The 12039-nt window shown below is 63.0% G+C and carries 13 protein-coding genes; 6 read left to right on the top strand and 7 right to left on the bottom strand.

The genetic code is table 11. The features are described 5' to 3' along the window. Positions 1-72: 72 nt before the first annotated feature. Complete coding sequence (locus ACO6VD_RS06305) at positions 73-1011, bottom strand: iron-sulfur-binding ferredoxin reductase (RefSeq protein ID WP_422417730.1); 939 nt, start codon at positions 1009-1011, stop codon at positions 73-75. A gap of 252 nt (positions 1012-1263) precedes the next feature. Here ACO6VD_RS06305 and ACO6VD_RS06300 point away from each other — a divergent pair, with 252 nt between their 5' ends. Further along, the gene (locus tag ACO6VD_RS06300) at positions 1264-2787 is read left to right on the top strand and encodes a fumarate hydratase (protein WP_422417728.1); all 1524 of its coding nucleotides are present in this window, start codon (positions 1264-1266) and stop codon (positions 2785-2787) included. A gap of 70 nt (positions 2788-2857) precedes the next feature. On the opposite strand, the gene ACO6VD_RS06295 is transcribed toward ACO6VD_RS06300, so the two are convergent. From ACO6VD_RS06295 to ACO6VD_RS06275, 5 genes are read right to left on the bottom strand one after another with little or no spacing between them, the layout of a single operon-like run. After that, positions 2858-4015, bottom strand: a complete 1158-nt coding sequence (locus tag ACO6VD_RS06295; RefSeq protein WP_422417727.1) for a phospholipase D-like domain-containing protein — start codon at positions 4013-4015, stop codon at positions 2858-2860. 1 nt (position 4016) lies between these two features. Continuing rightward, a complete protein-coding gene (locus tag ACO6VD_RS06290; protein WP_422417726.1) occupies positions 4017-4598 on the bottom strand; it encodes a YceI family protein in 582 nt (193 codons plus the stop codon). Between the two features lie 45 nt (positions 4599-4643). After that, a complete protein-coding gene (locus ACO6VD_RS06285; protein ID WP_422417725.1) occupies positions 4644-4940 on the bottom strand; it encodes an amidase in 297 nt (98 codons plus the stop codon). Beyond that, positions 4937-6037 (bottom strand): serine hydrolase domain-containing protein, encoded by a 1101-nt coding sequence (locus ACO6VD_RS06280; protein ID WP_422417724.1) that lies wholly within the window; start codon positions 6035-6037, stop codon positions 4937-4939. The genes ACO6VD_RS06285 and ACO6VD_RS06280 overlap by 4 nt, the downstream gene beginning before the upstream one ends. Positions 6038-6079: 42 nt before the next feature. After that, complete coding sequence (locus ACO6VD_RS06275; protein ID WP_422417723.1) at positions 6080-6967, bottom strand: acyl-CoA dehydrogenase; 888 nt, start codon at positions 6965-6967, stop codon at positions 6080-6082. A 132-nt stretch (positions 6968-7099) separates the two neighbouring features. Between ACO6VD_RS06275 and olsB the strand changes: the two genes are divergently transcribed. Beyond that, complete coding sequence (olsB, locus tag ACO6VD_RS06270) at positions 7100-7855, top strand: L-ornithine N(alpha)-acyltransferase (protein WP_422417722.1); 756 nt, start codon at positions 7100-7102, stop codon at positions 7853-7855. Then, the gene (locus ACO6VD_RS06265) at positions 7855-8643 is read left to right on the top strand and encodes a lysophospholipid acyltransferase family protein (protein ID WP_422417720.1); all 789 of its coding nucleotides are present in this window, start codon (positions 7855-7857) and stop codon (positions 8641-8643) included. The genes olsB and ACO6VD_RS06265 overlap by 1 nt, the downstream gene beginning before the upstream one ends. Here ACO6VD_RS06265 and ACO6VD_RS06260 read toward each other — a convergent pair. Then, complete coding sequence (locus ACO6VD_RS06260; protein ID WP_422417719.1) at positions 8640-9221, bottom strand: ACP phosphodiesterase; 582 nt, start codon at positions 9219-9221, stop codon at positions 8640-8642. The genes ACO6VD_RS06265 and ACO6VD_RS06260 overlap by 4 nt on opposite strands. Positions 9222-9374: 153 nt before the next feature. Here ACO6VD_RS06260 and ACO6VD_RS06255 point away from each other — a divergent pair, with 153 nt between their 5' ends. The 3 genes from ACO6VD_RS06255 to ACO6VD_RS06245 are packed head-to-tail and all read left to right on the top strand — an operon-like array spanning position 9375 to position 11927. Further along, positions 9375-9677 (top strand): ArsR/SmtB family transcription factor, encoded by a 303-nt coding sequence (locus ACO6VD_RS06255; protein WP_038607345.1) that lies wholly within the window; start codon positions 9375-9377, stop codon positions 9675-9677. A gap of 13 nt (positions 9678-9690) precedes the next feature. Next, entirely contained in the window at positions 9691-10860 is a 1170-nt protein-coding gene (locus ACO6VD_RS06250; RefSeq protein WP_400171749.1) for an MFS transporter, read from the top strand. Between the two features lie 17 nt (positions 10861-10877). After that, positions 10878-11927 carry an alkene reductase gene (locus tag ACO6VD_RS06245; protein WP_422417718.1) on the top strand — a complete coding sequence of 350 codons (1050 nt, stop codon included), beginning with the start codon at positions 10878-10880 and terminating at the stop codon, positions 11925-11927. The last annotated feature ends 112 nt before the right edge of the window (positions 11928-12039 follow it).

The following is a 12039-nucleotide window of genomic DNA, read 5'->3' as shown; positions in this document are numbered from 1 at the left end:
AGCGGGCTTGCCCCGCGATGCGATATGTCAGCCACATCGCATCGCGGGGCAAGCCCGCTCCCACCGGGTTTTTTATGCGTGTCCGATAAAGATGTCGGCAAACAGCTGGTTACGCGGCAGTCCGGCCAGAAACAAGCGACGGGAAAACTGCTCGACACTGGCCGCTGAGCCACAGGCCAGGGCAATCGTCTGTCGTGATTGCAAGCGCAGCGCAGCCAGGGCCTGGGGCAACTCCTGGGGAGTAAGCAACTCAACCTGCAATTGCGGATGCTGCTGCGCCAGCTCGGCCAAAGCCCCGGCCAGATAGTGTTCCTGGCAGTCATGCGCCAGGTGCAGCAGGCGAATCGGTCCATGGTGTTCCTGGCGCAGGGCTTCGCGCAAAATCCCCCACAGGGGCGCCAGCCCGGTGCCTGCGGCCAGCAACCATAGCGGGCGATCCTGCCAGTCGGCGTCGTAGTGCAGTGCACCACCGCGCAAAGTCCCCAGACGCAGAGCGTCACCGACCTGCAGCTGGCGCGCGGCATCACAGAACGCGCCGGACTGACGACAATCGAGATGGAACTCAAGAAAGCGCTCATCGCCGGGCAGGCTGGCCAGGGAATACGGCCGGGCCACGCCATTGACGCTCCACAGCACCAGGTGCTGGCCCGCTTGATAGCGCAAGGCCCGCTCGGCCTGCAGGCGCAGGCGCAGTACCGTCGGACTCAGCCAGTCGCGCGCGACCAGGGTCGCGGCGATGCCATCCTGTTGCGGATCGAACAGCGCGACCTGGACATCCTCTTCGACCCGACACTGGCAGGACAGCCGCCAACCCGCCTGGCGCTGCGCCTCAGTCAAGGCATCGGGCCGGGCATCCTGCGGCTGCCCGTGCAGGCAGCGCACCAGACAGGCATGACAACTGCCGGCGCGGCAGCTGTAAGGCACAGAAAAACCCGCCGCATTGAGGGCATCGAGCAAATTGCTGCCCGGCGTCACCGTCCACTGCTGTTCACCCACCCGCAATTCAGGCATCAAGGGTCTCCCGGACCTACCAGTCGTCAGTTTTGCATAATCCACCGCTACGCAAAAACAATGCCCGTCGCTTACCGACCTTCGTCAGACCACTGATACGTGTACCCAAGGCCGATGCACGCTATACTGCCGCGCCTTTTTTGCGCCGCCAGCCAGACCGTCGGCGCGCCGTGAAAGGTCGTTTCGACACCTCGGCCTGTCCGCGTCGGAATACCTTATTGAATGTTCCCGTCTTTAAGAGGAGCGCGCTGCATGACCGTGATCAAGCAAGACGACCTGATTCAGAGCGTTGCCGACGCCCTGCAGTTCATTTCGTACTACCACCCCGTTGACTTCATCCAGGCCATGCATGAGGCCTATCTGCGTGAAGAGTCGCCCGCTGCGCGCGACTCCATCGCCCAGATCCTGATCAACTCGCGCATGTGCGCCACTGGCCACCGCCCGATCTGCCAGGACACCGGTATCGTCACCGTGTTCGTGCGCGTCGGTATGGACGTGCGCTGGGACGGCGCGACCATGAGCCTGGACGACATGATCAACGAAGGCGTGCGTCGCGCCTACAACCTGCCGGAAAACGTCCTGCGTGCTTCTATCCTTGCCGACCCGGCAGGTGCACGCAAAAACACCAAGGACAACACTCCGGCGGTGATCCACTACTCCATCGTTCCGGGTAACACCGTGGAAGTGGACGTGGCAGCCAAAGGCGGCGGCTCCGAGAACAAGTCGAAGATGGCCATGCTCAACCCGTCCGACTCGATCGTCGACTGGGTACTCAAGACCGTGCCGACCATGGGCGCTGGCTGGTGCCCGCCGGGCATGCTCGGCATCGGCATCGGCGGTACCGCCGAGAAAGCCGCGGTAATGGCCAAGGAAGTGTTGATGGAGTCCATCGACATTCACGAGCTCAAGGCCCGTGGCCCGCAGAACCGTATCGAAGAGATCCGTCTGGAGCTGTTCGAGAAGGTCAACCAGCTGGGCATCGGTGCCCAGGGCCTGGGCGGTCTGACCACCGTGCTCGACGTCAAGATCATGGACTACCCGACTCACGCGGCCTCGTTGCCGGTGTGCATGATCCCGAACTGCGCCGCCACCCGTCACGCACACTTCGTGCTCGACGGTTCCGGCCCTGCCGACCTCGAAGCGCCGTCGCTGGACGCCTACCCGGAAATCGTCTGGGAAGCTGGCCCATCGGCCCGCCGTGTCGACCTCGACACCCTGACCCCGGAAGATGTACAGAGCTGGAAGCCGGGCGAGACCATCCTGCTCAACGGCAAGATGCTCACCGGTCGCGACGCCGCGCACAAGCGCATGGTCGAGATGCTCAACCGTGGCGAAGAGCTGCCGGTCGATCTGAAAGGCCGCTTCATCTACTACGTCGGCCCGGTTGATCCGGTGCGCGAAGAAGTGGTTGGCCCTGCCGGTCCGACCACCGCTACGCGGATGGACAAGTTCACCCGTCAGATCCTTGAACAGACCGGCCTGCTGGGCATGATCGGCAAGTCCGAGCGCGGCCCGACCGCAATCGACGCGATCAAGGACAACAAGGCTGTGTACCTGATGGCCGTCGGCGGCGCCGCCTACCTGGTGGCCCAGGCGATCAAGAAGTCCAAGGTCCTGGCGTTTGCCGAACTGGGCATGGAAGCGATCTACGAGTTCGACGTAAAAGACATGCCGGTCACCGTCGCGGTCGACAGCAATGGCGAGTCGGTGCACATCACCGGCCCGGCACTGTGGCAGAGCAAGATCGCTGAAAGTCTGGCGGTGGAAGTGAAGTAAACCTCAGGGTTTGCTGACAAAAAAGCGGCAGGGGAAGCACTCCCCTGCCGCTTTTTTTATGGCCCCGCGATCAATCGCGGCGATCAAGCATATTGACCACCAAACGGTCCAGCCAGCCCCACAAGCGCTGCTGCAGACGCTTCCACAGCGGCCGCGCATGCCAATGGGCAAGGTCGATGGACAGACTCTGGGCGAAGTCGCGCTCGAAGCTTGCGGCCACGGCGGCAGTCAGCGAAGGATCGAGAGCCTCGACATTCGCCTCAAGGTTGAAGCGCAGGTTCCAGTGATCGAAGTTGCATGAACCGATGCTCACCCAGTCATCCACCAACACCATCTTCAGATGCAGGAAGCACGGCTGGTATTCGTAGATTTTCACCCCGGCACGCATCAATCTCGGGTAATAGCGATGGCCGGCATAGCGCACCGAAGGATGGTCCGTGCGCGGACCGGTCAACAGCAGGCGCACATCGATGCCGTGGGCGGCCGCCCGGCGCAGGGAGCGGCGCACTTTCCAGGTCGGTAGAAAATACGGGGTAGCCAGCCAGATCCGTCGCTGGCCGCTGTTCAACGCCCGTACCAGCGACTGCAGAATGTCCCGGTGCTGGCGGGCATCGGCATAGGCCACCCGGCCCATGCCTTCACCGCGGTCAGGCACATGCGGCAAGCGCGGCAGGCCAAAATGGGTCGGTGGCCGCCAGGCCGTGCGGCGCAGGTTGGCGCGCCACTGCCGATCGAAGAGCATCTGCCAGTCAGCAACCAGCGGCCCCTGCATTTGCACCATCACTTCGTGCCACTCACTGACCTCTTCGTCAGGCACCCAGAACTGATCGGTGACGCCGGTCCCTCCCACCACTGCCCAGCTCTGGTCGACCAGCAGCAACTTGCGGTGGTCACGGTACAGATTGCGAAAACCGCGGCGCCAGCGCAGGCGGTTGTACCAGCGCAGTTCGACGCCAGCGGCGAGCAGGCGCTGACGCAGGTTCAAGGTGAACGCGAGCGAGCCATAGTCGTCGAACAGGCAGCGCACCTGCACGCCTCGCTCGGCGGCCTGCACCAGCGCCTGAACCATGGCCTCGGCGCAGGCGCCCGCCTCCACCAGGTACAGCTCCAGATCAACCTGCTGCTCGGCCCGCTGGATCGCAGTGAGCATACGTGGGAAGAACGCGGGGCCGTCGATCAATAACTCGAACCGGTTGCCATCTCGCCAGGGGAAGACCGGTCCGGCCATATCAGCGCGCCGTGAAGATCAATACTGCGGCTACCGGCACCGACGGGCTGATGGACTTGAGTCCGGCCATCTTGCGCAAGGTCTCCAGGCCCGGTGCCAGGTCGAAGTCTTCGGCACGCAGCATCAGCGGCTCCAGGGTCACCACCTGGAAACGCCGCTCGTCCAGGCGCGTGGCCAGCAGCAGGGCGTTGTAGCTGTGCTCTTTACCGTGCAGCTTGACGGTTACCGGCAGACGCAGCTCGACCTGGGCGCCATTGGCCAGGTCGTTGATCGGCCGCAGGTCAATCTGGGCGGTGACTGTGGCTTCCGGGAAGCGGGCAAATTCGAACAGGTCCTTGCGCATGCGTTCATCGCGCAACGGCACACCACTGCTGTTGGAGTCCATCTCGATCATCAGCTCGGCCGCACCTTTGCGATCGACCTTGCCATGCAATACCAGGAAACGATGGACTTCGGCGGTATCGCCATTTTTGCTGGAAATGAACGACAGTCGTGACGACTCGCCATCCAGGTGCCAGTTGGCCTGGGCCGAGAAGCTCACACAGGCGAGCACGACAAGGAGAAGACGGGGCAGAGAGAACATGAGAAATCCTGTAACACAGAGGCCGTCAACCTTACCCGGCTGCCTTCACGGCAGCAAGCGACAGCCCTCACGTGCGCCCTGCCAACGCGCATGGCGTTCGACTCCCAGCCCCATGGCGGTGACCTGGCGGCTTTGCTCATTTTCCTCAAGTCGACTCAATGGCAAGTACTGGCGCACGTAGGCCTGGCAGTAAGGCGCATCGAAGCCCATGACGAAGCGGCACGAACAATACTCTTTGGCCGAGTAGCCACTGAGAATACCGCTGAAGTCCGCCAAGGCCTGGCGTTCGTACCAGGTCCAGGCACCCACCAGTAACAAAAGCACCAGCAGCAAGCGCTTCATGGCTGTCCCTCGGCCTGGGCCGCCAGCACACGCTTGAGCAATTCGTTGTGCTGGAACTGGCCATCGCGGTCATCGGCGTAGCGCACCACTACGAGGTGTTCATCGGGCAGTACATACAATGCCTGGCCCCAATGTCCCAATGCGGCAAAGGTATTGGCCGGCGCATCCGGCCATGGCCGCCCTGCGCCGGGCAACGGCTGATTGAGCCACCAGTGACCGCCAGGGTTGGCTTCCCCGGCCTGGGCGACAGCCTTGGCAAACGGGGTGCGATTGAACACCAGCCAATCCCTGGGCAGCACCTGTTGCGCCTGCCAGCGGCCGTCACGCAACATCAGTAAACCGATGCGCGCCAGGTCGCGAGTGCTCATGTAGAGGTAAGAGGAGCCCACCAGTGTTCCGCTGGCATCACTTTCCCAGACCGCCGAAGTGATACCCAGCGGCGTGAACAGGGCGTCCCACGGATACTGCCGATAGCGCTCAGGCCCGACCATCGTGCGCAAGGCTGCCGCCAGGACATTGCTGTCGCCACTGGAATAGAGAAAACGCTGGCCCGGCTCAGCCGCCGCCGGCCGGGCGGCGGTGTATGCGGCCATGTCCGCGCGCCCCCGGGTGTAGAGCATGGCGACAACCGAGGAATGCAACGGTGCGTACTCGTAGTCTTCCTGCCAATCCAGGCCGCTTGCCCAGTGCAGCAGGTCTTGCAGCCGAACCTGAGGATGGGCCTGCATGGGGGGATAAAAGCGCGCGACCGGGTCATCGAGATTGAAGCGCGCCTCGCGACGGGCGACGCCCAGCACCGTGGCCAGTACGCTCTTGCTGATGGACCAGGTCAGGTGCGGCGTCCGCGCTGTAGTCGGTTCTGCGTAGTGTTCAAAGACAATAACGCCGTCCTTGATCACCAACAGGGCATCGGTGCGCACGCCTTCACGGCTGTTCTCATCACGCGGCGCAAAGGCGTAAGCCTGCACCTGACGCCAGGATGGGCTGTTGACATCTGCGGCCTTTGGCCAGTCCGGGACCGGCCAGTCCTCCTGACTGAAAGCCGGACCACTGAGGCAAGCCAGACTGAGCAACACCCCCAACAACGCTTTATTCATGCGACGTCACTCGTGACCAAGGTCCCCCAGCCTATCCACACCTCATGACAATCCGGCGTTGGCCCAAGCCTTGGCCAGACGTTTGGCCCGCGCGGCACTGGCAATCTCGAGCAAGCCCTGGTCGCGCTGCCACAGCGTCGCCCAGTCGCCGGGGGTGTTGCTCAAGGCCTGGTTGACCTCGTCCTTGAGCGCTGCAAACTGGGCAAACAGGCCGCCCAACAACAAGTGGCAGGCGGTGGCGTCGGCACACTGCCGGGAGCCCTCGGCGCAGCCACCGAGTAAACCGATCAGACGCAGCTGCAGACTTTGCGGCCAGCCATTGTCCTGGCCGACGCCATACAGCCAGGCGCACAGGGCACTGAGCACATAAAGGTCTTCAAGGGTGCGGAAAGGTTTGACGTAAGCGTCCCAGCCATCGCCGGCCAGGCGTTCACAGAGTGCCTGCTCCAGGTGCAGTCGAGCGTGACCGACTTCCGGCATCAGCGGCAGGGCCGGCAACGGCTCCAGCCGCACCCCCGGCTCACCGGGATAGACCACCGCCAGACTCAGTTGCGGGCCGTCGCCTGGCGCCTCACTGCGTGCGGCCACCAGCAGCCAGTCGGCATCCAGTCCGGCGGTGACGAAATCCTTGCTGCCAGTCAGGCGCAGATCGTCCAGGCGTACCTGCATGTCGGCCGGGCGCACGCTGCGCCGCTCACTGGCGCACAACGCGCCAAGGCTGGCCGGGGCGCTGGGCCAGAGCATGCGCAAGGCAGCCTGATAGCCGATAAGAAAGGCCAGCCCCGGCGTCGGCATGGCACGCGCGCCGAGCACTGCCAGCTCGAATGGGCTGACCGTCTCCAGGCGCGCCAGCAAGCTGCTGTAGGTATCGGCCAGATTCTCCAGCAGAGGCTGTCGCTGTGGGTCGTTGAGTCGTTGTAGCCAGGCCATCGGATGCTCCTTGAGGGCTGTCATACAAGCATCACCAAAGGTTCATGGGGGTGACACCGCGTCTACCTAGGCTGAGCTTGCACAACAAAGTCGACCGGCCGCAACCCCATGGCTGGCTTATGGAGACTCGCAATGACTCGGATCGCTCGCTCTGGCGACAACAGCACTGAACGCCGTCTGCAAGCCGAACGCCTGGTCGGGCCAAGCGCCCTGCAGGAAGCGCAGGCCCTTCGCTTCAGCGTATTCAGCGGTGAATTCAAGGCCAAGCTCAAGGGCGCCGAACTGGGCCTGGACATGGACGACTACGATATTCACTGCCGTCATATCGGTGTACGTGACCTCAACAACGGGCGCCTGGTCGCCACCACGCGCCTGCTCGACCACCAGGCCGCCAGCAGCCTGGGCCGTTTCTACAGCGAAGAAGAATTCAGCCTGCATGGCCTCGGCCATCTGCAAGGGCCGATCCTGGAACTGGGCCGCACCTGTGTCGACCCGGCCTACCGCAATGGCGGCACCATCGCCGTGCTCTGGGCGGAGCTGGCCGAAGTGCTCAACGAAGGGCGCTACAGCTACCTGATGGGCTGCGCCAGCATTCCCATGCAAGACGGCGGTGTCCAGGCCCATGCGATCATGCAACGCCTGCGCGAACGCTACCTGTGTACCGAACACCTGCGCGCCGAACCAAAGAACCCGCTGCCAAGCCTGGCCCTGCCCGGCAATGTCATCGCCGAAATGCCACCGCTGCTCAAGGCCTACATGCGTCTGGGCGCGAAGATCTGCGGCGAACCCTGCTGGGATGAAGACTTCCAGGTCGCCGACGTGTTCATCCTGCTCAAGCGCGACGAACTCTGCCCGCGCTACGCCCGCCACTTCAAGGCGGCTGTCTGATGCAGCGCCTGCGCGTCTTCGCACGCGTCCTGCGGGTGCTGCTGGTGGTGATGTTCGGCCTGGGGATGGCGACACTGTTCAGCCTCTACGAACGTCTGCACATTCCGGCCTCGGCCGAGCGCCGTCAGCGCTGGTCACAACTGTTCATGCGCAAGCTGAGCAATGCCCTGCCCTTCAAAGTCCGGGTCGTTGGCCAGGTGCCGCAGCAACCCATGCTCTGGGTCAGCAACCATGTGTCGTGGACCGACATTCCGCTGCTGGGCATGCTCACCCCGCTGTCGTTCCTGTCCAAGGCCGAAGTACGCAGCTGGCCGGTGGCCGGCTGGCTCGCGCTAAAGGCCGGCACCCTGTTCATCCGCCGTGGCGGCAACGACAGCCAATTGTTGCGCAAGCAGATCAGCCAGCACCTGCAACAGGCCTGTGCCTTGTTGATCTTCCCGGAAGGCACCACCACCGACGGTCGCAGCCTGCGTACCTTCCACGGTCGCCTGCTGGCCAGCGCCATCGATACCCAAACGCCGCTGCAGCCAGTGGCCCTGCGCTACCTGCGGGATGGCCAGATTGATACAGTCGCGCCGTTCATTGGTGACGATGACCTGCTTTCACACCTGATGCGGCTGTTTGCCAATGAGTGTGGCGAAGTGGAGATCAAGTTACTGCAGCCGATCCCAAGTGCTGGCGAAGAACGCGCAGCACTGGCTTTCAAGGCCCAGCAAGCCATTCAAGTGGCCCTGTTTGGCGCCGAGCAGCCGGTCGCTCAGCCACAGCGCCGGGCGAAAGCCGCCTAAACCTGAGCCAGGGCCTTGCCGGCGAACGCCTGCAACTCGGGGTAAAAGCTGCGAAAGTCATCCATCAATGGCGCGTACAGCCCATCGACCAGCTCGAGGGCGCCGTCCATCCCTTCGGGGCGTGACAGGCGTCGGGCGATCCCGCGAAACACCTGCCCCAGCACCTCGAATTCACGGTATGACCCCAGCCAGTCATCCGCCGCCATGTAGGGCGCGATCTGAGCGAGTCGTCCGGGCAGATCCGGCTGTGCCGCCAGTACTTGATAGACCCTGCCGGTGAACTGCTCCAGGGGCTGATCGGCATAGTCTTGCCAATGCACAGCCAGACAATGATCGAAGAACACATCGAGAATGATCCCGGCATAGCGCCGCCGCTCCCGTGGGAAACGGCCAAGCGATTGCAGCACCAGCGGGTGGCTGTCGGTGAACACATCGATCTGCCGGTGCAGGCGGATCGCCGCCTCCAGCGGCACGGGGAAACGCCCGGCCAACGGCCCTTTGACGAAATCCCCATAGAGGCTGCCAAGCAATTGCTCGGGTTGCTGGCCGCCCAGATGAAGGTGTGCGAGATAGTTCATGAGCGCAGTCTAGCACTAGACCAACCTATATCGTTATAACCCGATATAGCGATTTACGCTGAGCTAAGAACCTCTTCATATTTGTATATCGCGAAATACCGATTTATATTTCGCCACATCGCGATATACCGCTACACAACCATGAGCCCAACCATGCCTCTCGATCTCGACGAAATAATAAAAGCCCTGGCCCACCCAGTACGGCGAGAAATCCTCAACTGGCTGAAGGATCCCGACGTGCAGTTTCCTGACCAGCACCACAGCACCGAGCACGGTGTCTGCGCCGGCCAGATCGACCAACGCTGCGGCCTGTCGCAGTCCACGGTCTCGGCCCACCTGGCCACATTGCAACGTGCGGGCCTGATCAGCAGCCAGAAAATCGGGCAGTGGCATTTTTTCAAACGCAACGAGGAAACCATTCAGGCCTTCCTCAAGCAGATGAGCCAAGAGCTCTGACAAGGACCTTGCAATGCCCCTTTCACTAATCATCCTGGCGCTCAGCGCCTTCGCCATCGGCACCACCGAGTTCGTCATCATGGGCCTGCTGCCCGATGTCGCGGCGGACCTCGGTGTGTCGATTCCCGGCGCCGGCTGGCTGGTCACCGGTTACGCCCTGGGCGTGGCCATCGGTGCGCCGTTCATGGCCCTGGCCACTTCTCGGCTGCCGCGCAAAGCTGCCCTGATCGCCCTGATGGGAGTCTTTATCGTCGGTAACCTGCTGTGTGCGGTGGCCAGCGATTACAACCTGCTGATGTTCGCCCGGGTGGTTACCGCTCTGTGTCACGGTGCCTTCTTCGGTATCGGCTCGGTGGTTGCCGCCAGCCTGGTACCGGCCAATCGCCGCGCTTCGGCAGTAGCCCTGATGTTTACCGGTCTGACCCTGGCCAACGTGCTGGGTGTGCCGCTGGGCACCGCGCTGGGTCAGGAGTACGGCTGGCGCTCGACGTTCTGGGCCGTAACCGTCATCGGTGTGATTGCCCTGATCGGCCTGATTCGCTTCCTGCCGTTTCGCCATGATGAGGAAAAGCTCGACATGCGCGCCGAACTGGCGGCCCTCAAGGGCGCAGGCATCTGGTTGTCGCTGTCGATGACCGTACTGTTCTCGGCCTCGATGTTTGCCCTGTTCACCTATGTCGCGCCGCTGCTGGGCGATGTCACCGGTGTTTCACCGCGTGGCGTGACCTGGACCCTGCTGTTGATCGGTGTTGGCCTGACCCTGGGCAACATTGTCGGCGGCAAGCTGGCTGACAAACGCCTGGGCGCCACTCTGGTCGGTGTGTTTGCCAGCATGGCGGTGATTTCCACCGTCCTCAGCTGGACCAGCGTTGCCCTGATCCCGGCCGAGATCACCTTGTTCCTCTGGGCCACCGCAGCCTTTGCCGCCGTACCGGCGCTGCAGGTCAACGTGGTCACCTTCGGCAAGGCCGCACCGAACCTGGTGTCGACCCTCAACATCGGCGCTTTCAACCTGGGCAACGCCCTGGGCGCCTGGGTCGGCGGCACGGTAATCGCTCAAGGACTGGGCCTGACCCGCGTACCACTGGCCGCCGCCGCACTGGCCGTGCTGGCCCTGATCGTCACCCTGATTACCTTCAGCCAGCGCGGCAACAACGCCGAACTGGCACCTGCCACTCACTGATCTGCCTTGAGGTTTATATGACGACTATTTTCGATCCGATCACCCTCGGCGACCTCGAATTGCCGAACCGCATCATCATGGCACCGCTGACCCGCTGCCGCGCCGACGAAGGCCGGGTACCCAACGCGTTGATGGCCGAGTACTACGTACAACGGGCCAGCGCCGGGCTGATCCTCAGCGAAGCCACCTCGGTAACGCCGATGGGCGTCGGTTACCCCGACACCCCGGGTATCTGGTCCAACGACCAGGTGCGCGGCTGGACCAACGTCACCAAGGCCATCCATGGTGCTGGCGGGCGGATTTTCCTCCAGCTGTGGCACGTCGGGCGCATCTCGCACCCGCTCTACCTCAACGGTGAAACCCCGGTAGCACCAAGCGCGATCCAGCCCAAGGGCCACGTCAGCCTGGTCCGTCCACTGGCCGATTACCCGACGCCACGGGCCCTGGAAACGGAAGAAATCGCCGATATCGTCGAGGCCTACCGCACCGGCGCCGAGAACGCCAAGGCCGCAGGTTTTGACGGCGTTGAAGTGCATGCCGCCAACGGCTACCTGCTCGACCAGTTCCTGCAGAGCAGCACCAACCAGCGCAGCGACGAGTACGGTGGGTCGCTGGAAAACCGTGCACGCCTGCTGCTGGAAGTAACCGATGCGGTGATCGAGGTATGGGGTGCGCAACGCGTGGGTGTGCATCTGGCGCCGCGGGCCGATTCCCATGACATGGGCGACGCCAATCGTGCTGAAACCTTCACCTATGTGGCCCGTGAACTGGGCAAACGCGGGATTGCCTTCATCTGCTCGCGGGAAAAAGAAGGTGATGACAGTATCGGCGCATTGATCAAGGAAGCCTTCGGTGGCCCTTACATCGTCAACGAACGCTTCACCAAGGCCAGTGCCAATGCTTCACTGGCCAGCGGCAAGGCGGATGCGGTGGCCTTTGGCGTTCCGTTCATCGCCAACCCCGACCTGCCGGCTCGCCTGGCCGCCGATGCGCCGCTGAACCAGGCGCATCCTGAAACCTTCTATGGCAAGGGGCCGGTGGGCTACATCGATTATCCGCGGATGTAAAAAAACATCGCGGGGCAAGCCCGCTCCCACAGTTGTCACACCACTGTGGGAGCGGGCTTGCCCCGCTACCGGTTCCCCATCCATCAAGGCCATGCATTGATCTTCTTTTTCA

The sequence above is a fragment of the Pseudomonas sp. GZD-222 genome (assembly GCF_049310525.1).
In the GTDB taxonomy this organism is placed as follows: Bacteria; Pseudomonadota; Gammaproteobacteria; order Pseudomonadales; family Pseudomonadaceae; genus Aquipseudomonas.
This window is presented reverse-complemented; position numbering and strand designations above follow the sequence as displayed.

Excerpts from the sequence above, each read along its gene's own strand:
- ACO6VD_RS06265 (WP_422417720.1), top strand. The coding sequence starts at position 7,855 with ATGCAGCGCCTGCGCGTCTTCGCACGCGTCCTGCGGGTGCTGCTGGTG.
- ACO6VD_RS06275 (WP_422417723.1), bottom strand. The coding sequence starts at position 6,967 with ATGGCCTGGCTACAACGACTCAACGACCCACAGCGACAGCCTCTGCTG.
- ACO6VD_RS06250 (WP_400171749.1), top strand. The coding sequence starts at position 9,691 with ATGCCCCTTTCACTAATCATCCTGGCGCTCAGCGCCTTCGCCATCGGC.
- ACO6VD_RS06295 (WP_422417727.1), bottom strand. The coding sequence starts at position 4,015 with ATGGCCGGACCGGTCTTCCCCTGGCGAGATGGCAACCGGTTCGAGTTA.
- ACO6VD_RS06290 (WP_422417726.1), bottom strand. The coding sequence starts at position 4,598 with ATGTTCTCTCTGCCCCGTCTTCTCCTTGTCGTGCTCGCCTGTGTGAGC.
- ACO6VD_RS06300 (WP_422417728.1), top strand. The coding sequence starts at position 1,264 with ATGACCGTGATCAAGCAAGACGACCTGATTCAGAGCGTTGCCGACGCC.
- ACO6VD_RS06280 (WP_422417724.1), bottom strand. The coding sequence starts at position 6,037 with ATGAATAAAGCGTTGTTGGGGGTGTTGCTCAGTCTGGCTTGCCTCAGT.
- ACO6VD_RS06255 (WP_038607345.1), top strand. The coding sequence starts at position 9,375 with ATGCCTCTCGATCTCGACGAAATAATAAAAGCCCTGGCCCACCCAGTA.
- olsB (WP_422417722.1), top strand. The coding sequence starts at position 7,100 with ATGACTCGGATCGCTCGCTCTGGCGACAACAGCACTGAACGCCGTCTG.
- ACO6VD_RS06260 (WP_422417719.1), bottom strand. The coding sequence starts at position 9,221 with ATGAACTATCTCGCACACCTTCATCTGGGCGGCCAGCAACCCGAGCAA.
- ACO6VD_RS06245 (WP_422417718.1), top strand. The coding sequence starts at position 10,878 with ATGACGACTATTTTCGATCCGATCACCCTCGGCGACCTCGAATTGCCG.
- ACO6VD_RS06305 (WP_422417730.1), bottom strand. The coding sequence starts at position 1,011 with ATGCCTGAATTGCGGGTGGGTGAACAGCAGTGGACGGTGACGCCGGGC.
- ACO6VD_RS06285 (WP_422417725.1), bottom strand. The coding sequence starts at position 4,940 with ATGAAGCGCTTGCTGCTGGTGCTTTTGTTACTGGTGGGTGCCTGGACC.